Annotated in this window: 17 protein-coding genes and 1 riboswitch; of the genes, 8 read left to right on the top strand and 9 right to left on the bottom strand. The window is 71.4% G+C overall.

Annotation, left to right across the window (positions count from 1 at the left end):
- Positions 1–226 precede the first annotated feature (226 nt).
- Positions 227–853 carry a sugar transferase gene (locus tag ACWHYA_RS06445; protein ID WP_425942169.1) on the top strand — a complete coding sequence of 209 codons (627 nt, stop codon included), beginning with the start codon at positions 227–229 and terminating at the stop codon, positions 851–853.
- A 5-nt stretch (positions 854–858) separates the two neighbouring features.
- Positions 859–1101 (top strand): hypothetical protein, encoded by a 243-nt coding sequence (locus ACWHYA_RS06440; RefSeq protein ID WP_425942171.1) that lies wholly within the window; start codon positions 859–861, stop codon positions 1099–1101.
- Positions 1102–2147: 1046 nt separating this feature from the next.
- Here ACWHYA_RS06440 and ACWHYA_RS06435 read toward each other — a convergent pair.
- From ACWHYA_RS06435 to ACWHYA_RS06415, 5 genes are read right to left on the bottom strand one after another with little or no spacing between them, the layout of a single operon-like run.
- Positions 2148–3404 carry a glycosyltransferase gene (locus ACWHYA_RS06435; protein ID WP_425942173.1) on the bottom strand — a complete coding sequence of 419 codons (1257 nt, stop codon included), beginning with the start codon at positions 3402–3404 and terminating at the stop codon, positions 2148–2150.
- Between the two features lie 31 nt (positions 3405–3435).
- The gene (locus ACWHYA_RS06430; protein ID WP_425942175.1) at positions 3436–4575 is read right to left on the bottom strand and encodes a glycosyltransferase; all 1140 of its coding nucleotides are present in this window, start codon (positions 4573–4575) and stop codon (positions 3436–3438) included.
- Positions 4572–5600, bottom strand: a complete 1029-nt coding sequence (locus tag ACWHYA_RS06425; protein WP_448095580.1) for a glycosyltransferase family 2 protein — start codon at positions 5598–5600, stop codon at positions 4572–4574. Before ACWHYA_RS06425 ends, ACWHYA_RS06430 begins: the two co-directional genes overlap by 4 nt.
- A gap of 28 nt (positions 5601–5628) precedes the next feature.
- Positions 5629–6750, bottom strand: a complete 1122-nt coding sequence (locus ACWHYA_RS06420) for a glycosyltransferase (protein ID WP_425942178.1) — start codon at positions 6748–6750, stop codon at positions 5629–5631.
- Positions 6747–8027, bottom strand: coding sequence for an oligosaccharide flippase family protein (locus ACWHYA_RS06415; RefSeq protein ID WP_425942180.1), 1281 nt, complete (start codon positions 8025–8027; stop codon positions 6747–6749). Before ACWHYA_RS06415 ends, ACWHYA_RS06420 begins: the two co-directional genes overlap by 4 nt.
- 74 nt (positions 8028–8101) lie before the next feature.
- On the opposite strand from ACWHYA_RS06415, the gene ACWHYA_RS06410 reads away from it, so the two are divergent.
- A complete protein-coding gene (locus ACWHYA_RS06410; protein ID WP_425942182.1) occupies positions 8102–9568 on the top strand; it encodes a polysaccharide biosynthesis tyrosine autokinase in 1467 nt (488 codons plus the stop codon).
- 29 nt (positions 9569–9597) lie between these two features.
- Here the strand turns inward: ACWHYA_RS06410 and ACWHYA_RS06405 are convergent, their stop codons facing one another.
- Entirely contained in the window at positions 9598–9813 is a 216-nt protein-coding gene (locus ACWHYA_RS06405; protein WP_425942184.1) for a hypothetical protein, read from the bottom strand.
- Positions 9814–10024: 211 nt separating this feature from the next.
- Between ACWHYA_RS06405 and ACWHYA_RS06400 the strand changes: the two genes are divergently transcribed.
- Together ACWHYA_RS06400 and ACWHYA_RS06395 are read left to right on the top strand one after the other, a co-directional pair.
- Complete coding sequence (locus tag ACWHYA_RS06400) at positions 10025–10261, top strand: hypothetical protein (RefSeq protein WP_425942186.1); 237 nt, start codon at positions 10025–10027, stop codon at positions 10259–10261.
- Between the two features lie 56 nt (positions 10262–10317).
- A complete protein-coding gene (locus ACWHYA_RS06395) occupies positions 10318–11541 on the top strand; it encodes a glycosyltransferase (protein ID WP_448095578.1) in 1224 nt (407 codons plus the stop codon).
- A gap of 157 nt (positions 11542–11698) precedes the next feature.
- Here ACWHYA_RS06395 and ACWHYA_RS06390 read toward each other — a convergent pair whose 3' ends face one another.
- Positions 11699–12904: a thiamine ABC transporter substrate-binding protein gene (locus tag ACWHYA_RS06390; RefSeq protein ID WP_425942187.1), complete on the bottom strand. Its 1206-nt coding sequence runs from the start codon at positions 12902–12904 to the stop codon at positions 11699–11701.
- Positions 12905–13010, bottom strand: a riboswitch (TPP riboswitch).
- A gap of 37 nt (positions 13011–13047) precedes the next feature.
- On the opposite strand from ACWHYA_RS06390, the gene ACWHYA_RS06385 reads away from it, so the two are divergent.
- Positions 13048–13332: a DUF4235 domain-containing protein gene (locus ACWHYA_RS06385; protein WP_425942189.1), complete on the top strand. Its 285-nt coding sequence runs from the start codon at positions 13048–13050 to the stop codon at positions 13330–13332.
- Positions 13333–13387: 55 nt separating this feature from the next.
- On the opposite strand, the gene ACWHYA_RS06380 is transcribed toward ACWHYA_RS06385, so the two are convergent.
- Positions 13388–14923 carry a sugar transferase gene (locus ACWHYA_RS06380; RefSeq protein WP_425942191.1) on the bottom strand — a complete coding sequence of 512 codons (1536 nt, stop codon included), beginning with the start codon at positions 14921–14923 and terminating at the stop codon, positions 13388–13390.
- 276 nt (positions 14924–15199) lie between these two features.
- On the bottom strand, positions 15200–16459 hold the full coding sequence (locus ACWHYA_RS06375; RefSeq protein WP_425942193.1) for an ATP-grasp domain-containing protein: 1260 nt from the start codon (positions 16457–16459) through the stop codon (positions 15200–15202).
- A gap of 71 nt (positions 16460–16530) precedes the next feature.
- On the opposite strand from ACWHYA_RS06375, the gene ACWHYA_RS06370 reads away from it, so the two are divergent.
- Positions 16531–17961, top strand: a complete 1431-nt coding sequence (locus ACWHYA_RS06370) for a polysaccharide biosynthesis tyrosine autokinase (protein WP_425942195.1) — start codon at positions 16531–16533, stop codon at positions 17959–17961.
- A 3-nt stretch (positions 17962–17964) separates the two neighbouring features.
- Positions 17965–18849, top strand: a complete 885-nt coding sequence (locus tag ACWHYA_RS06365) for a hypothetical protein (protein WP_425942196.1) — start codon at positions 17965–17967, stop codon at positions 18847–18849.
- The last annotated feature ends 31 nt before the right edge of the window (positions 18850–18880 follow it).

Below are 18880 nucleotides of genomic sequence, written 5' to 3'. Positions count from 1 at the left end.
GAGTGGGGACAGATGAGGCTGTGCGTGTCGGGGAGTCCACGCCGAGCAGGAGACGGGTTACGCGCCTGGGCCGATCCACCGGATCCTCCATGGCCTGACCGACCAGGGGCCTCACGGCCGGCCTGACAGACAGTCTCGGGGGCTGCAGATCATGGCGACGCCGACGATACGTTCGGCCGTTCAACAGTTCGGACATGCAGGCACGACGCTGCGCGTCCCGTCACGGGTGAGGTTCGTTCCGGCGACCGTCGACACCCGACACCCGCTGGTGGCCTCCCGGACCAAGCGGCTCCTGGACGTCTCGGGGGGTCTGGTCCTGCTCGTGGTCCTCGCGCTGACGCTGCCCCTGATGGCCCTGCTGCTCAAGCTGGACAGCCGTGGTCCCGTCTTCCACACCCAGGTCCGGGTCGGCCTGGACGGTCGACCCTTCTCCATCTACAAGCTGCGCTCGATGGTTCCGTGCGCGGAGGAGGACGGTCTGCCCCGCTGGACCTACTGCGGGGACCCGCGGGTCACCCGCCTCGGCCGGCTCCTGCGGGCCAGCCACCTCGACGAGATGCCCCAGGCGATCAACATCCTGCGCGGGGACATGTCGCTGGTCGGTCCCCGTCCGGAACGTCCCGAGCTGGTCGGGCTCCTTACCGCGGAGTTCTCCTCCTTCCCCCAGCGGCACAGCGTCCGGCCCGGGCTGACCGGCCTGGCCCAGGTCCGGCACTGCTACACCACCTCGGTGGCAGACTGGCACCAGAAGCTCGACTACGACCTCGACTACGTCCGCCGGGCCACCTGCCTGACGGACGTGCGGATCCTGCTGGCCACCGTCGTCGAGGTGGTCCGATTCAAGGGGATGTGACGCCGGTGCCCGACCAGATCCCGCGCACGGCCGTCCTCTGGTTGGAGAGCACCGCCCCGGAGCAGCCTGACTGGCCCCCGGAGGTCGACCTGCTGGCCCGGGCGGTCCGCAGCCTGCTGGAGCCGGGCGTCCGCGAGCCGCTGGCCGAGCAGGCGCGCGCAGCCGGTGCCGGGGGCGGGTGGGAGCAGCACGGGCGCGTGCTCGCGGACGCGGACGGACTGCACCGGCTGCGGGAGCCCGCACCGTGACGACCGTCGCGATGACCCTGTTCGTCGCCTACCTCACCCTCGGGGAGCGGGTGCACCCGGGTCGGGTCCCCGGGTTCCCGGGGGTGCCGGTGCTGGAGATCGCGTTCGTCGCCGCCGCCTTCCTCGCCTGGATCCAGGCCGGCTCGCCCCGGCCCACCATCCGCGGCGGCTGGGTCGTCAGCGTCGGACCGCTCTTCGTGCTGCTGCTGGTCCTGCCCCTGCTCGGGGTCCTTCTCGGCACCTACGGGATGACCTCGCTCTACTTCTGGATAGTGGTGCTCGTCCCGCTCGCCGTCCTCGCCCTGACGGCCGCGGCCGGAGCCCGGCTGCTGCCGTTCGTGCACGCGGCGATCCTGGTCCAGGGGGGCTACGGGCTGGGGCAGACCCTCTTCCGGGTGGGCATCGTGCCGGACGCGCTGTGGACGCCCCTGCAGGAGTGGGACGCCGCCACGCAGCGCTCGCTGTCGGAGGCCTACGTCATCTACGGGCGCTCCACGGGGCTCTTCATCAACGCCAACGCGTTCGCGCTGTGGTCGGCCGTGGCCCTGGTCCTGTCCTACTTCTACCTGAGCGGCTGGCGGCGGTGGAGCGGTGTCGCCGTAGCGGTCCTGGGCATCGTCGGCAGCCAGTCGCGCACGGGACTGGCCTGTCTGACGGTCCTGCTCCTGCTCTGGGGCGCCCAGGCCCTGCGCGACTCGACCCAGGCCAGCAGGCACGTCCTGCGAGCCGCCGTGCTCGGGCTCCCGCTCCTCGTCGTCGCCTGGGCCATGGGGCTGTTCCAGATGGTGCTCGCGAGCACGCTCGTCGCCCGGCTGACCACGGCGCTCTCCGTCGTCACCGAGGGCGTCGACGCGGACGAGAACCTCCTGGGCCGGGTCGAGGCGTGGCAGCTGGCGCTGAGCTACTCCCCCCTGGACCCCCGGTTCAGCCTGGGCACCCTCGGACCTCCACAGGTCCAGTTCATCAGCTTCATCGACAACCAGTTCGTGGCGTACTACCTGCAGGGAGGGGTGCTGCTGGTCGGGACCTACGTGCTGGCCCTGCTCTCACCGCTCCTCCTGCACCGCCGGGGCGCGCGCAACGTCGTTCCGCTGATCGTGATCAGTGCGGTCGTGACTCTGGCCTCGTTGACCCTGACCCCGATGTACACGCCGCAGGCGATGAGCCTGGTGTGGGTCGTCGCCATGCTGAGCCTGCTCGGTCTCGACCGCGGCGACCAGGCCCTCGTAGGCGGTCCGGAAGCGGTCGACGCCGTAGCGCCGCGCCCGGGCCCACAGAGCCTCGATACCGGGCGGTGACTCGAGGACAGCGTGGACGGCGTCGGCCCAGCGGCCGGCAGCGCCGGTCTCCAGCAGGACCCCGACCCCGCCGGCGAGCAGCTCGGCCGACCCCCGGTTGCGCCGGGAGACGACGGGCGTGCCCGCGGCCAGCGCCTCGAGGACCACCCGCGGCAGCCCCTCGCGGTGGCTGGGGGCCAGCAGCACCGCGGCGTGGGCCATCCACCGGGGGACGTCGTCGGAGCGGTCGACGAGGTGCAGCCACGGACGGGTCCGGGCCAGGTCGGCCACCCCGGCGGTCAGCGGGCCCTCGCCGATGACGACCAGGTCCAGGGCCAGGCCTTGTCGTCGGCACTCGGCGACGGCGTCCACGGCGCACAGCGGGTCCTTGTTGGCGTTCAGGTCCCCGACGAAGAGCGCGTAGGGCCCCTCGGGCAGGCCCGGGGGACGCCCGCCGCCCAGGGCGGCGTCGCGGTACTCCTCGACCGGGACACCGGCGCCCGGCAGGTCCGCCAGGACCCGGGGCCTCAGGGGACGCGGCAGGCGGCGCACGAACGCCTGGTCCGCCGCGCTCACCGTCGCGAGCGCCAGCGTGCGGTGCGCCAGCGCACCCTCGAGGAACCGCACGGCCAGCGCCTTCGCACCCCGCTCACCGGGCTGGAAGTGGAACCCGTGGACGACGTAGACCGTGCGCCGGCGGGCACGAGGCGTCGCCACCACTCGCCACAGGACGGAGATGATCGGCGACTGCACCTGCACCAGGTCCCAGTCCCGCCGGCTCAGCGCCCGCAGGTGCCCGGCCAGCCCGAGCAGGGTGCGGGGGCGCAGGCTCCGCTCGGCCCGGATCTCGTGGAAGGCGCTCCCGGGGTGACCTGCGAGCAGGCGGTCGGTCCACGTGTCGCGGGCGGCCGCGAACGTGATCGTGTACCCCCGGTCGCGGAGCACCCGCCAGGCCTCCGGGCTCTGCAGCGCCAGGCTCCTGGAGACGGTGGCGACGGTCAGTGCCTGCCGCGGTGTCTGCCCCATGGGTCATCCTGACACCCCGGCCGCGCCGGTGTCAGGACCCGCAGCCGCGGTAGATCGCCAGCTCCCGAGCCCCCACGCTGCGCCAGGAGAACGGCCGGGCAACGTCCACCAGGCGGTCCCGGGAATCCTCCTCCGACCGCAGCACCCGCACCACCGCGCGGGCCAGCGCACCTTCGACGTCGGGCCCGTTCGGGACCACGCACCAGGGGTCCACGACGGTCTCGGGGATGCCGCCGACCGCCGTCCCCACGACCGGCGTGCCGGCCGCGTAGGCCTCCATCATCACCGTGGGCCCGCCCTCGGCCCGGCTCGGCAGGACCAGCACGTGCGCCTCCCCCATCTGCCGGGCCACCTCTGTCTGGTCCAGCCGTCCCAGGAACCGGACCGTCGGACCCGTCAGCTCGCGGTGCAGCGCGCCCTCCAGGGTCCCCGCACCGACCACGGTCAGGCGGGCCTCCGGCAGGGCGTCCTGCACCCCACGCCAGATGGCCGGCAGGCGGTCGGCCCCCTTGACGTGCTCGAGGTTGCCGACGTAGAGCACCGTGGGGGCGGCCGCCCGCGGGGACGGGCGGAAGAGGGACAGGTCGACACCGTTGGGGACCACGTGGGCCCGCGGGTGCGGGGGGACGAGGGAGTGGGCCCGGTCCTTCAGGGCGGTGCTGACGTAGACGGTGGCGCAGGCTCCGGCGAGCACGCGGCCGTAGAGACCGGTCCGTCGCGGCATGAGCAGGTTGACGTCGGTGCCGTGCATGGTGACCACGTAGGGGACGCCCAGCCGGCCGGCCACCGCCTGGGCGACGAGACCGGCGGGCAGGTCGTACATGCCGTGCGCATGCACCACGTCCACGGGTCCGGTCACGGACGCCAGCACCGACCCGGTCACGGCGTCCAGCCACCGTCCCCCCGACCGCGTCTCCAGCCGTCGCCGGCGGGCGTGCGCGGGTCCCAGGGGTGCCGTCGCCTCCCGGAAGGGCTCGCTCGGAGGATCCTCCACCTGACGACCCGCCAGCCTCCGCAGCACCTGCGCCGTGGGGGTCCACGTCGGCCGGAGGGCGACCGGCACGACCTCCACCCCGTGGGCCACGAGCGCGTCGAGGCGGGAGCGGATGAACGTCGCCGCGTTCGGCACGCCCGACGTCGGGTAGATGTTGGTCAGCAGCAGGACCCTCACGACCGGCCCCCCCGCCCCGTCACCCGGCGAGCCGCGGAGCGTGCCGCCACCCACGACCGGCGCACCGCCGGGTAGCGGTGCCGCGCCGCGAGCAGGAGCGCGGCCCGGGCGGCCGTGGCGGGGTCGTGCCGGGCCAGGCCGACGGCGTCCCTCCACCGGGCACCCTCGAGGGCCTGGCGCAGCCATTCCTGCCTCTCGGTCGCGTCGAGGGGCGCACGCGCCGCGGTGCCCGCGACCGCCAGGTGCCACTCGCGGTAGCGGAACACCCGCAGCGCGGCGTCCACCGCGGAGTCCGCTGCTGGACCGGCGGGGTGGGTCCTGGCCAGGACGGCGACCCGCTCGGCGATGCGTAGGGACTCCCGCAGGGTCGACAGCTCGGGATGGCGTCCGGTCGTCAGCGAGCCCGGCCGCCGGACGTGGTGGAAGAGCACCTCGGGAAGCAGGCATGCCGTGGGTTGCGCGGCCATGCGCTCGACGGACCCGGCGAAGTCGGACCGCGTCCGCCGCTCGGGGAAGGGCGCCTCCCCCAGGACGGCCCGGGCGAATAGCTTGTTCCACAGGTAGCCGCGCAGGCGGCCGTCGAGGATCGCCACGCCGATCTCCCCGCCCCTCAGCAGGGTGGGGCGCGGCACCGTGCCCAGCAGCTCGCGACGGCGACCGTCCTGGTCGACGAGGTCGGCCCCGCACCCCACGACGGGCGCGCCCGAGGCGAGGTGCGCGGCATACAGCGCCTCGACGATCCGCGGGTCCCAGCGGTCGTCCCAGTCGACGAACCAGACCAGCTCCCCCGCGGCCCGCCACAGGCCCAGGTTGCGCGCGGCGGCCACCCCCACGTGCCCGGGCGTCGTCAGCACCGTCGTGCGCAGGCCCCCGAGGTCGGTGCGGCGCAGCAGCTCGGGGGTGCCGTCGGTGGACCCGTCGTCGACCACGACGAGCTCGTCGGCGTCGGAGAGCGTGGCCCTGACCGCGGCGAGGCTGGAGGCCAGGCCCGGACCCGGGTCGCGCACGGGAAGGACCGCGCTCACCCGCACGCGACCTGCTGGGCGAGTGGTCTCAGACACCGAGCACCCCCTCCCAGGCGGCCAGCGTGGCCGCCGCGTCGAACTCCCGCCGGCGGCGGTCGTCCGCGGCGAGGAGTTCCGACGCTACCTGCGGGGTGGAGAACCGCCGCAGCGCCGTGCCGATCGCGGCCGCGAGCGCGGCAGGGGTGGGGGCCGTGAGGACGCCGGGCACGAGGTCCGGGACGAGCGCGTCCATGACCGGGGCGTCGGTCGCGACCACCGGGAGCCACTGCTCGGCCGCCTCCAGCAGGACGTAGCCGAAGGTCTCGGAGGCCGAGGGGTGCACGAGCAGGTCGCTGTCGGCCATGAACCCGGCGGGATCGGCGACGTGCCCGTGCCAGGTGACGCGGTCGCCGACGCCGAGCCCCTTCGCCAGCTCCTGCAGCCCGGCCACCTGCCCGCCGCCCACCATCGCCAGCCGCCAGTCCACGTCCAGGAGCGGCAGCGCGCGGACCAGCACGTCGTAGTTCTTCACCGCCCGCGCCTCACCGAGCGCGAGGAGTCGGGCGGGGCCGTCCGCTCGGGCGGGCGGCGGGGCACCACCCTGCGGGGTATGCCGCCGCGCCCCGGGCGAGCGCGCCGGCAGGTCGAGCAGGTTGGGCACGACGAGGGACTCCACGCCCCAGCGCTCGCGCAGCGTCGAGGCGACGGGGGCGCTGACGCTGACGACCCCGGCGCAGCGCCGGTATGCGCGGGCCACCGCCTCGGCGCGCAGGCGGAACAGCCGCCCCGTGACCAGGCGCCGGGGCGTGACCGAGTGCTCCCACGCCACCGCGGAGCGGAACCGCCAGGGCGCCGCCAGGAGCAGCTGCGCCCCGGCCCACACCCCGGTCACGACCAGCACCTCCCTCCCGGCCGCGGACCGCAACCGCCGGCGCAGGGACCTGCGGGTCCGGCGCTCGCTCCCCGCGTCGAGGCAGGTGATCCTGACCCCGGGCACGCGCAGGGGGCCGGGGTCGTGCAGGACGAGGACCTCGACGTCGTGCCGTTCCGCGAGCGCCGCGGCCAGCCGCAGCAGGGCGTTCTCCATCCCCAGGCGGGGCGTGAGCACCGTCGCCAGGAAGGTCACCCGCCTCGGAGACAGGGACGACGCCGGCGCGGCCCGGCGTCTCATCCGGTCTCCTGCACCATCGGCGCCCGTCCGCCGTGCGGCCGGCGCAGCCAGACCACCAGGGCGACCCACAGCGCGACGGCGAGGGCGGCCTCGGAGGCGAGCGTCGCCCAGGCCGCCCCCCAGACGCCGTACCGGGGGATGAGCCACAGGTTGAGCAGCACGTTGCCCGCCAGGACCACCACCTGGATGGTCGTGCGCACCCCCTGCCACCCGATCCCGGTGAGCACGTCCGCCGGCAGGTAGTGCAGGCAGCGCAGCAGCACGACGACGGCCAGGACACGCAGGAGCGGCACAGATTCGGCGTAGGACTCCCCCAGGAGCGGGACCAGGAGGGCCGCGCCGCCGACCATGGCCGCCACGACCACCGTGCTGTAGAGCAGCGCCGGCCCGGCGACGGCCCTGACGAAGGGCAGCATCTCGACCGGTCCGCCCCTCGCGTGCCGGAAGATGCGGGGCCAGGCCGCCCCCAGCGTCGCCCGCACCGGCAGCCAGGCCGTGTCCACGACGCGGTAGGCCGCGCCGTAGAGGCCCGCCCCGACCGGACCGTCGATACGGCCAAGCATCACCTTGTCGACGTCGTTGTGCGCCGCCTGGATGCCGATCCCCACGCTGAAGAGCGCCGCCTCCCGCCAACGTCCCCGGAACGGCGCCAGCCCCAGGACCGGCCGGCCGACCGCCCGCACCGCGAGGACCAGGCAGACCACGCCGGAGACCGCCGAGCTGACCACGAGCGCGAGGACCCACGTCCCCAGGCCGACCGGAGTGGGCGAGAGGACCAGGGCCACGGCGGTGAGGAGCCGCAGGGCGGGCACGAGGACCTGGCAGAAGGCGGTGACGTGCATCTCCTCCCGCGCCACGAATACCGAGGAGGACAGGTCCGCGGCCCGGGCGAAGACGAACTCGGCGAGGAGCAGCCCGGCCACGACGGCCAGGCCCGTCCCGACCGGGACCAGGAACGGGGACAGCAGGAGGAGCAGCGCACCGACCAGCACCGAGCCCAGCAGGCTCATCGTCAGACCGGCGCCCAGCCAGTGCCGGGTGGTGCCCGGGTCGGTCGCGCCGTACTTGACGATGAGCGCGCCCGAGCCCAGGGCGGAGAACGGCGCCGCGATCATGATGAGGGCGGCGACCGCCGTGAGCCGGCCGAAGGACTCCACCCCCAGCGCCCGCGTCGCCACCACGAAGTAGACGGCCGTGATCGGCACCCGCAGGACCTGGCCGATCAGCAGGGCCCCGACGTTGCGGGCGAACCCGCGGTCGAGCCGGTGGGGGGGCACGTGCGTCATCATGCCGGATCACGACCCCCTGGACTACGCTCCGGATACGACGAGCAGGACTCGGGAGGTCGGTCATGGAGCTGCACGACTATCTGCGCGTGCTGCGCCGGCGGTGGCGCTGGATGGCCCTGGTCTTCGTGCTGTGCGTGGGCGGGGCCGTGACCGCGACCAACCTGACCACCCCGGTCTACCGGGCGACGGCCCAGCTGTTCATCTCCACCAGCCCCGCCCAGAGCAGCGTGGCCGACCTTGCGCAGGGGAGCTCGTTCACCTTCCGGCAGGTGACCACCTACGCCGACATGGTCACGGCCCCGGTGGTGCTCGAGCCGGTGGTGAGGCAGCTGGATCTGGACGTGTCACCGGAGGCCCTGGCAGGCCGGATCAGCACGTCGGTTCCCAATGACACGGTGCTCATCAACATCAGCGTCACCGGGGAGGACGGAGAGCGCGAGGCCGAGATCGCCAACGCCGTCGCCGAGCAGTTCACCCGCACGGTGGCCGACCTGGAGCAGTCCGACGGCGAAGGTGTCAGCCCGGTGAAAGCCTCGCTCATCCGGCCGGCCAGGGCCGCCACCGTCCCGGTCTCGCCCAACCCCTCCCGCAACCTCGCCCTCGGTCTGAGCCTCGGCCTCATGCTCGGGGTGGCCGCGGCCGTCCTGCGGGAGATGCTGGACACCCGGATCACCGGGGCGAGCGACGTCCAGCGGGTCAGCGACCGGCCCGTCATCGGCGGGATCACCTTCGACCGCAACGCGCCGCGCAACCCGCTCATGGTGCAGGACGGCGACTACAGCCCCCGGGCCGAGGCGTTCCGCGCCGTCCGCACCAATCTGCAGTTCATCGACGCGGCCGAGCAGCCCCGGGCGCTGCTGTTCACCTCGTCCCTGCCCGGTGAGGGCAAGTCGACCACCGCGGCCAACCTCGCGCTGACGCTTGCGGCGTCGGGCGCGTCCGTGTGCGTGGTCGAGGCCGACCTGCGCCGTCCCAAGCTGCTGGAGTACATGAGCCTGGACGGCACCGCCGGCCTGACGTCGGTCCTGATCGGGCAGGCCTCGCTCGACGACGTCCTGCAGCCCTACGGCGACCACCTGACGGCGCTGGGCGCGGGCGCGATCCCGCCGAACCCCAGCGAGCTGCTCGGCGGGCCGGCGATGCGTGCTCTCATGGACGACCTGCGGTCCCGCTTCGAGTACGTCGTCGTCGACGCTCCTCCGCTCCTGCCCGTGACCGACGCCGCGGTGCTGTCCAAGGTCGTCGACGGCACGATCGTGGTGGTGGGGTCGGGCATCGTGCGCCGGCACCAGCTGGCCCAGAGCCTGGCCACCCTCAACAGCGTGGACGCCAAGGTGCTGGGCGTGCTGCTCAACCGCCTCCCGTCCAGCGGGGCCAGCACCTACGGCTACTACCACGAGTACGGACCCTCAGCAGCGACCGATCCGCCCCGGCACGGTCGGCGCGAGCGCGCCGCCCCAGGACGCGAGGCACGGTGGTGGAACCGCCCCCGGCGCACCGTCGAGACGGTGGGCGACCAGGCGCCCTGACCCGGGTGTCTCGGACCGCCGTCGCCCCCCTACGCGCAGCGCCCGTCCTCGCCGTCCCGCCCCTCACCCCTCGCGCCGCGCGACCGCCGGTCGTCGTCGCCGGGGTCCTCGATCTCGCTCCGGGGGTCCAGCCACGTCCCGGCCCCGCGGATCACGTCGCGTGCGTGCCGGGCGGAGAGGGCCAGGACGGCGACGACCAGCAGGACGAGGACGATGACGACGGCGACGACAGTGATGGTGGGCACGCGACCCTGAGCCTCCCCGAGAAGACCGTGAGCTTGACCCGCGCAGACTATCTCCCGGCGGGCCACCGTCACCACGGGCACCAGGAGGAACCCGCAAGGTCCGGCGCTCCCCACCCCCGTCGCCGCCCGACCTCCCTGCGACACAAGTGTGAAAAAATATGCCCTCAGTCCACGCTCTGGGGAGACGACCGTGACACGTCTAGTGGTGAAGATGAACGACCGAGGCAGCTGGGAGGTGCTCGACGACACCGGCCAACGCCTCTTCCACGGCGACAAGCTGCGCGCCCAGGGGTACGCGCGCCGTCGCTGCGCCGACGGAGGCGGGACCGTCACCGTGGTCAGCCGCACCGAGGAACAGCTGACGGAGTATGCCGTCGCACCCGCGGTCGAGCAGCAGCGCGGGCGGGGGAACCCCTTCTCGAAGCCCAGCCGCGACCGCAGGCGCTAGCCGCGACGGCCCGACAGCCCACGACCCACGGGGCCGCACCACCTCACCCCGTCGCGATGTCCGCCCACTCCCGCAACCAGGTCTGGCTACAACACTTACATGGCTTTGCCGCAAACCGTGGTTGGGTTCCGGTGGACGACAGCGATCAGCAGAGAGGACGTCTCGTGAAGGACGTTGTGTTGGTCTGGTTTGAGTCGGCCGAGCCTGGAACGGCCGCAGGGCAACATCTGGAGGGAACTCTTCAACGGCTCGATGAGGCGGCAGTGCCCGTTGCACACGTCGTCGCGCAGACCGGAGCTTCCAGGCCCGGATGGATCGCGAGAGTCAAACGCCTAGCGCTTATGCAGGTGAGGGCCGTCCGGGCGGGCGGCCGAGAGCGGCTCCTACTGGGTCGTATGCACCCTGCCAGCCTTCTGCCGGTCGCGCTCCAAAAGCTGCGCGGAGGTTCTGTCGTACTGATGGTCCAGGGGAACACTGCCGATATGCACGCGGCTTACCCGTTCACGGCTAGACTGCCAATAGAAACGTTATTCATCAAGCCGACGATCGCCATGTCTACGTCCCTTGTCGCACCGAGCGCTGGGATCTTGGATTGGATCAATCATGATCTGGGACTGACGACCCCGCGTGGGTTCGTTCTCGAAAATGGGTTCAACGGCGATAGCGTCGCTGCAGTGTCACCCATCTCCACGGAGGAGTTGGCACAGATGGGCCTTCGGCATAATGGTTTCGTCGTGTTTGTGGGGAAGTTCGCCACTTGGCAGGGAATCGACACGATTCTAGCGGCTCTCGATTCCGAGCATTGGCCTGACGACCTGCCAATCGTCTTCGTGGGCGATGGGGCGGACGAGCCACTGGTCGTGGCTGCCGCGGCTAGAGACTCTCGCGTTCACTACGTAGGACGGGTGAGCGCTGAACGAGCATTAGCTTGGACTGGAGGTGCGGCCATGTCTTTGGCTGTGCGAAAAGCCGGCCCAGCTTCTGAACGCGGGGTGTCCCCCTACAAGGTTCTCGAGGCTGCAGCGCTGGGAACGCCGGTCGTGGCAACACGGGTGAGGGGCCAGTCAAGCCTGGTTGAGGCCCTCGAGAGCGGCGTGCTGATCGATCCCGACGACCCTCCCGCTCTTGCAGAAGCCATTCAACACTTGTGGCATGATCGCGATCTGCGCGAACGACTAAGTGTTTCGAGTAGGCAACGTTCTGGGGCCTACACGTGGCGAGCGGGCGCTCGGGGGCTCGTGGCGGCCCTTCAATCGGCGGGATGGCATCGGAATGAGTAAAGCCCTTTCCGTGACCTTGGTCGCCCGACTCCGGACGGGGTATGCCGTCGCACCCGCGGTCGAGACGTAGCGCAGGAGGGGGGAGCCCCTTCTCGAAGCCCCGCCGCGACCGGCGGCGCTAGCCACCTCGGCCCGCCAAATCACGGAGCCGCGACACTCACCCAGTCGCGATGTCCGCCCACTCCCGCAGCCAGGTCTCCCGCTCCTCCTCGATCTGGTCGGGGTGCACCACGATCGGGTCCTCGGCCACGGCCGCCCACTGCGCCCACAGCTCGGGCAGCGCCACCTCCTCGTCCACCGGGAACATGAACATGTTGTCCGGGATCGAAGCCTGCACCTGCGGACTCACCAGCCAGTCCACGACCGCCTGCGCACCCTCAGGGTTCTGCGCCCCCTCCAGCACCCCGGCGTACTCCACCTGCCGGAAGCAGGTCTCCATAAGCGCCCGCGTCGTCGGCTGGAACCCACCCTCGGGGATGGTGAACGGCGGCGAGCTGGCGTAGGACAGCACGATCGGCCGGTCACCACCACCCCCGCCGGCGGTGAAGTCCACCGTGTAGGCGTCGGTCCACCCGCTGGTGACCTTGGCCCCGTTGGCCATCAGGTCCTCCCAGTAGCCCTGCCACTGCCCCGGCCCGAACTCCCCGACCGTGGCCAACAGGAACGCCAGCCCCGGCGAGGACGTGCTCGCCCCCGGCGTGACGAACAGGTCCTCATACTCCGGCTCCGTCAGGTCGGTCAGCGTCTCCGGCGGGGCGATGCCGTTGTTTGCGAACCACACGTCGTCCACGTTCACGCACACGTCACCGAAGTCGACCGGGGTCAGGTATGCCGCGCCCCCCTCCAGCGCGTGCTCCTCCGCCGACTCGGGCAGGTCCGAGGGGGTGTATGCCGCGAGCACCCCCTCGTCGACCGCGCGGCTGGCATACGTGTTGTCGATCCCGAAGACGACGTCCCCGATGGGGCTGCCCGAGGTGAGGACCAACCTGTTCGTCAGCTCGCCGGCGTCGCCGGAGGACTGGATGGTCAGGTCCCAACCGGTCTCGGTTTCGAACGCGGCGACCAGCTCCTCGGGGACGGTAAAGGAGGAGTGGGTGACGAGCACGACCTCGTCGGTGGTGGGGGCCGCCGCGGTCCCGGTGCTGCGGTCCGCGTCGTTGCCGGAGGACGCGGTCGCATTGTCACCGTCGAGCCCCGAGCCGCCCGTGGCCGTCCCCTCGTCTGCCGGGTCCTGGGTCGGCGCGGGCGCCGGTGCTGGGCTCGGCTCCTCGTCACCCCCCAGCAGGGTGCACGAGCTCAGGACCAGGCCGGCGGTGGCGCTCAGAGCCAGGGCGCGGAGGGTGGACCGGTGGATGGGCATCATCGAGTCTCCTTGTCGACTTCCTTCGCCGGTGCTAACCGGTGCAGGTTCGAGGGTCTGCGGCGGGTGCCGCACTCTCAGCGCTCAGGGCGCTCCCCTGTCGTTTCCGTTATCCACGCTAGCACCGCTGTGGCAGGATCGCTCTCATGGGTAACCTCGTCGCAAAGCTCGCCACCACCGCCGCCGCGATCGGCGCCAGCGTCGTCGCCCGCAAGATGACGGACGGCACGTGGAAGTTCGTCACCGGCAAGGACTCCCCCAGCAACCCGGAGGACCCGGACATCGACATCAAGGAGGCCATCGCCTTCGCGGTGCTGTCCGGTGCGGTCGTCGGGATGGTCCGGATGCTGGCCAACCGCGAGACCACCAGGGTGGTCGCCAAGGGCCAGCGCAAGAGCCCCAAGCAGCTGGCGGACGAGACCAACAAGTAGCGGATAGACCGCCTAGGAGAGGTCCCGGCGGTGACCCAAAGCCCCGCCCAAGCGTTCAGTAAGCGCTGTTCTCGTCGGGCTTGAGCACGACCTGGACGGTGCGCCACAGGATCATCAGGTCCAGCACCGGGGTCCAGTTCTCGACGTAGTAGAGGTCGAGGCGGACCGACTCCTGCCAGGAGAGGTTGCTGCGCCCGCTGATCTGCCACAGGCCGGTCATGCCCGGCTTGACCAGGAGTCGACGATGGGTGGCCGCCTCGTAGGCGGCGACCTCCCGCGGCAGCGGCGGGCGCGGCCCGACCAGGCTCATGTCGCCGCGCAGCACGTTGATCAGCTGGGGCAGCTCGTCCAGGGAGTGGCGCCGGATGAAGGCTCCCACCCGCGTCACCCGCGGGTCCTCGGGCACCTTGAACATCGGCCCGGCCCCCTGGTCCACCGCCCGCAGCGTGGGCAGCATCTCCTCGGCCTGCACCACCATGCTGCGGAACTTCAGCATCGCGAACGTGCGTCCGTCACGGCCCACCCGCTCCTGCCGGAAGAGCACCGGACCGCCGTCCTCGCCCCGCACCGCCAGCGCCACCAGCCCCATCACCGGAGCCATGACCACCAGCACCGCCACCGCCGCCATCCGGTCCACCACGTTCTTGGCCACCAGCTGCGGACCGGCGAACCGCGGCGACTCCACGTGGATCAGCGGCAGACCCTGCACCGGACGGGTCAGCACCCGCGGCCCGGCCACGTCCATGATCCCCGGCGCGACGACCAGGTCGATGTCGGTCCCCTCCAACGCCCACCCCAGCCGGCGCAACCCCTCCTGGCCCAGCCCCGCGGAGGAGGACACCGCCACCACGTCCACGTCCATCTCCAGCGCCTTGACCAGCACGTCGGACTCCGGCCCCAGGACCGGGACCCCGGCGACCCGGCCCTCGCTGGCACCGTCCACACAGGCCCCCAGCACCTGGTAGCCCGCGTCCGGCGCCCGCCCCAGCGCCACCACCAGGCTGGCCACGTGGTCCCGGTCCCCCACAAGAAGCACCCGGTCCGAGAGCGCACCCTCCCGGCGCCGGCGCACCAACCATCGGCGCGCACTCCAGCGGGCCACCAGCAGCAGCACCGTCCCCAGCGGGAAGGCCAGCACGACATACCCCCGGGCGAAGTCCGCCTTCAGCGCCAGCGCGACGATCGCCACGATCGCGAACAGCCAGGTCGAGGCCTGGAACACCTGCTTGTACTCCTGCACGCCGTGCCCCACCAGGCGCCCGTCGTAGGAGTTCTGCAGGTGCAACGAGGCCATCCACCCGGCCATCAGCGCCAGCGAGACGGTCGTGTAGCTCACCGCCCCGAGCGCGCTCTGCAGCTCGCGCCCGTCGGTCCCGAACCTGAACAGCTGCGCCGCCACGACGGCCACCGCCACCACGAGCAGGTCGGCCACCCGCACCACCGACAGGTAACCCGTCAGGTACCTGCGGGCCTGGGGCAGCCCCCTCCGTCGCCCACCCTGCAGTCCGTCGGGGACGACGAAGAGCGGCGTCGGGGCGGACCCGACGCCGAGACCGTCGCGAGCCCCCTGCGGCTCACGCGGGATCTCCACCGAAGAAATCAAGAAAAGTTCCCATCTACCCGACCAGGCCGCCCCACGGCGGTCTCACCGGACCGCCAGCCCTTTACCCGTGCAATACCTGGGATAGTTAACCAGCCGGTAGCCATTGGGTCCAACTGCGGCATCCTCATCACTAGGCCTCAGGGTGATGCCGCCCCCATGTGGGCTGTGGCTGGCGGTGGGGGCGGCTTGGGGCCATCGCGTTGTCGGTGTCCCGGCCCCATCGGTCCCTACACCGCCCGTACATCCCCTCCGCCCTGAGACGCTTCACCCCTCCCGCGGGCCGAGGCCAGTCTGATCGGTCACCCACATCCCCGTCAGCCCGCGAAAGTGCGCGACGAACTGCTCGTGCTCGTGCTCCGGGTAGGTTGCTTTGACCGTCTCGACCAGCAGCCGGTCGAAGTCGTCCGAGCTGACCCACTCCAGCACCCGCGCCGGTAGGTAAGGCAGGTTCCGCTCGCACCACTCCCAGTAGCGGTCGGTCTCGAACTCATCGTCCGCCAACTCGCGGTAGGCCTGCATCTTCTCCGCGTAGCTGCGGTCCGGGTCGTCAGCGATGTCGAAGTAGGCCCGAGGCGAACGCACCCCGATGAAGGACCGGCGGCCGGTCACCATGCAGTAGGTCGACCAGCGGACGAGCGCGGTGATCGCCCATGGGAAGTAGTAGTGCAGCGAGGTCAGGGCGACGTCGGGGCAGGCGTTGGCGTAGTCGATCGGGTGGACCTCGTCGCCCTTGACGAGCATCTCGCAGCTGTTGAACTCCCAGCCGAAGAAGGCGTTGACCACCTTGCTCACCGTCTCGGTCTCCCACCCGGCCTGCGGGGAGAGGAAGTCGTGGGTGACGGCATACCTGCTGTGCATGGGTTCGCCGGGGCGGAAGTCCATCACCATGGTCTCCGGCCCGATGGACAGCGCCCGGGCGAAGTGGTCGTAGTCGACGGTGGCCTGCAGGTGCATGAGCATCTTGTCGGACTCGTCGTAGGACCGGTGCAGGTCGTCCACGTTGTCGACCCGCGACACGCCACGCCAGCCACCCCCGTCGAAGGGCTTCATGTAGAGCGGGTATCCGACCTCCTCGGCGATCTTCTCCAGGTCGAACGGGTCGTTGTAGCGCGAGGAGGTGTAGGCCCAACGCACGTTGTCGACGGGGTTCTTGTAGGGCACCAGGACGGTCTGGGGGATCTTCATGCCCAGCCGCAGCATCGCGACGTAGGCGCTGTGCTTCTCCATGGCCTGGAAGGTGAACGGGCTGTTGAGCAGATAGGTGTCGTTCATCAGCGACGCCTTCTTGAGCCACTCTCGGGGGTGGTAGTACCAGTACGCGAGGCGGTCGATGACCAGGCCATGGCGCACCGGGTCGGTGAGGTCAAAGGGGTGGATGCGCACCCGTTCGCTCGAGATCGTGTGCGTCTGGCCGCCCGCCTTGAGCGGGCCGACCATGCCGAGGATGGTCTCGAAGGCGCGGGGCCAGTCCTCCTCCGCGCCGAGCAGCAGACCGATGAGGTGGGTGCGCACGTCGTTCGCCATGGGGGAACGCTACCCGGTCCGGTAGGTTGGGCGTCGTTTGGCCGATCGTCCCACCGAGCCCAGGATCGTGAATGGAACTGTCTGACTATCTGCGCATCGTCCGGCGCAGCTGGCGGCTCGTCGTCGCCGTGCTGCTCGCGACGATCGCGGTCGCCGCGCTGCTCACGGCGCTGGCGCCGCGGGAGTATCGTGCGGAGGCCGAGCTCTTTATCTCGACGGCCGCTGGAGACAATGTTTCAGACCTCGTGCAGGGCAGTTCGTTCACCCAGCGGCAGGTCGCGACGTATGCCGACATTGTCACCACGCCCGCTGTGCTGGGACCGGTGATCGACGACTTGGGTCTTGACTTATCGGCCAGTTCGCTGGCGGAGCAGGTGACAGCGACGGTGCCACTGAATACGGTGCTCATCGACCTCGCCGTGATTGATCGCGACCCGGAGCAGGCCGCGCAGATCGCCAATAGTGTCGCCGGCCATCTCACTGAGACGGTGCAGGAGCTGGAACGGGTTTCGGACGACGCCCAGAGCCCGGTCAAGGCAACGGTCGTGCGGCCCGCCATCGCGCCGGAGTCCCCCGCCAAGCCCGATCCGCTACTTAACCTCGCCCTCGCCACGGTGCTGGGAACCCTGCTTGGGCTAGTACTCGCCGTGCTGCGCGATCTGCTGGATCGCCGCGTCCGTGGGGAATCCGACATCGCCCGGGTCACTGAGGAGCCGACGATCGGCGCGATCTCCTTCGACAAGGACGCCCCTGCGCACCCCTTGGTCATCGAGATAGACCCCCACAGCCCCCGGGCCGAAGCATTCCGGGCGCTGCGGACCAACCTGCTCTACCTCGACCCGGACGACCAGCCGACAACCTTCCTCATCACTTCGTCGGTCCCTGGGGAGGGCAAGAGCACGACCACTGCGAACTTGGCGCTCACGATCGCCGAGACCGGATCGACGGTCTGTCTCATCGAGGGCGACCTGCGCCGTCCCCGGCTACTTGACTACATGGGCCTGGAGAACGCAGCCGGCGTCACCGACGTCGTCGTGGGACGGGTCGAGCTCGCCGACGTGCTGCAGCCCTACGTCGAGGGCCTCTACGTCCTCGGCTGCGGCCCGATCCCGCCAAACCCGAGCGAGCTGCTCGGGTCAGACGCGATGCACCGTATGCTGGAGCGGCTCAGCACGGAATTTGACTATGTGCTGATCGACGGCCCGCCGCTCCTCGCCGTTACGGACGGCGCCATCCTTTCCACGCTGACCGACGGTGTCCTGGTGGTGGTCGGAGCCAACGTCGTCCGACGGGACGAGCTGGAGCGGGCCCTCGGCACGCTTGAGCGAGTGGGCGGCAAGCTGCTGGGCCTGGTCGCCAACCGTCTGTCGACCAAGGGCCCGGACGCCTACAGCTACTCCTACGGCAACTACCGCCCCGACACCGAGCTTGAAGGCCGCGGACGTCGGCCCCGGTCACGGAAGGCGCGGCGCGAGACGCAGACGCCGGTCGCCCAGGGCTGATCGATGGAACTGTCGACCCGCAGCCAGAACGCGCTCATCGCCGGTCTCGCCGCCCTGGCGGTCGCGAGCTCGGCCTATGCGGTGTGGAGCGTCAACCGTCCGCACCCCTCGCTCGACGGGCCGGCCGGGCAGGTCGCCGGATGGGCCTCGACCGCGGAGCCGGACGGCGCCGCAGTGACCACCGGTGTGGGTGAGCAGGGCGCCGACGGTGCGGCTGTCACGTCGTCCGACGGTGCGACTCGGACGGAGGGCTCGGTCGAGATGGCCGCGCCTACCACCGACGCTACGGATCCCGCTGACCGTGCGACGGTGGAGGCCTGGGTTCACGCCTGGTCGGACGAGAGCGACCTCCTGGTGATCGGCGACGGCTACAGCAACATGCCCACGCAGTGGGTGCAGCTCTGGGGCGATGAAGTCGGGAGCGACCGCCCCGTCACCATCCACCACTGGGGTGAGGCGGCGGACGTCACCTTCAACGACCCGATCGTCCTGTCCGAGGAGGACGGTCCTCAGCTGACGATCTGGAGCGCGAGCCGGGACGGCACGTCCATCGCCGACGCCGCCGAACGGGTCGACCGGTTCGCCGACGAGGCGGGCGACGTGGACGCGGTCCTGGTCTCGCTCGGCATGGACAGCGAGGACGAGGACGTCGCCGCCTCGCTCGACACGCTGCTGGCCGAGGTGGACGCGATCGACGAGGACCTGCCCGTGCTCGTCGCCGTCGCCCCTCCGGAGCTGTACGGGCCGGGCGTCGCCGACGAGATCCTCGCCTGGGCGCAGGACAACGCCGACCGGGTGGCGGTCGTCGACCTGTCCACCATCGCCTCCGACGACCCGACGGCCGAGGAGTGGGCGCTGGCCTTCGCCGAGATCCTCATCGAGGGCTGAGGACGGCCCCGCTGGTCGACGCACGGGTGGC

It is taken from the genome of Ornithinimicrobium carbonis, from assembly GCF_977012275.1.
This window is presented reverse-complemented; position numbering and strand designations above follow the sequence as displayed.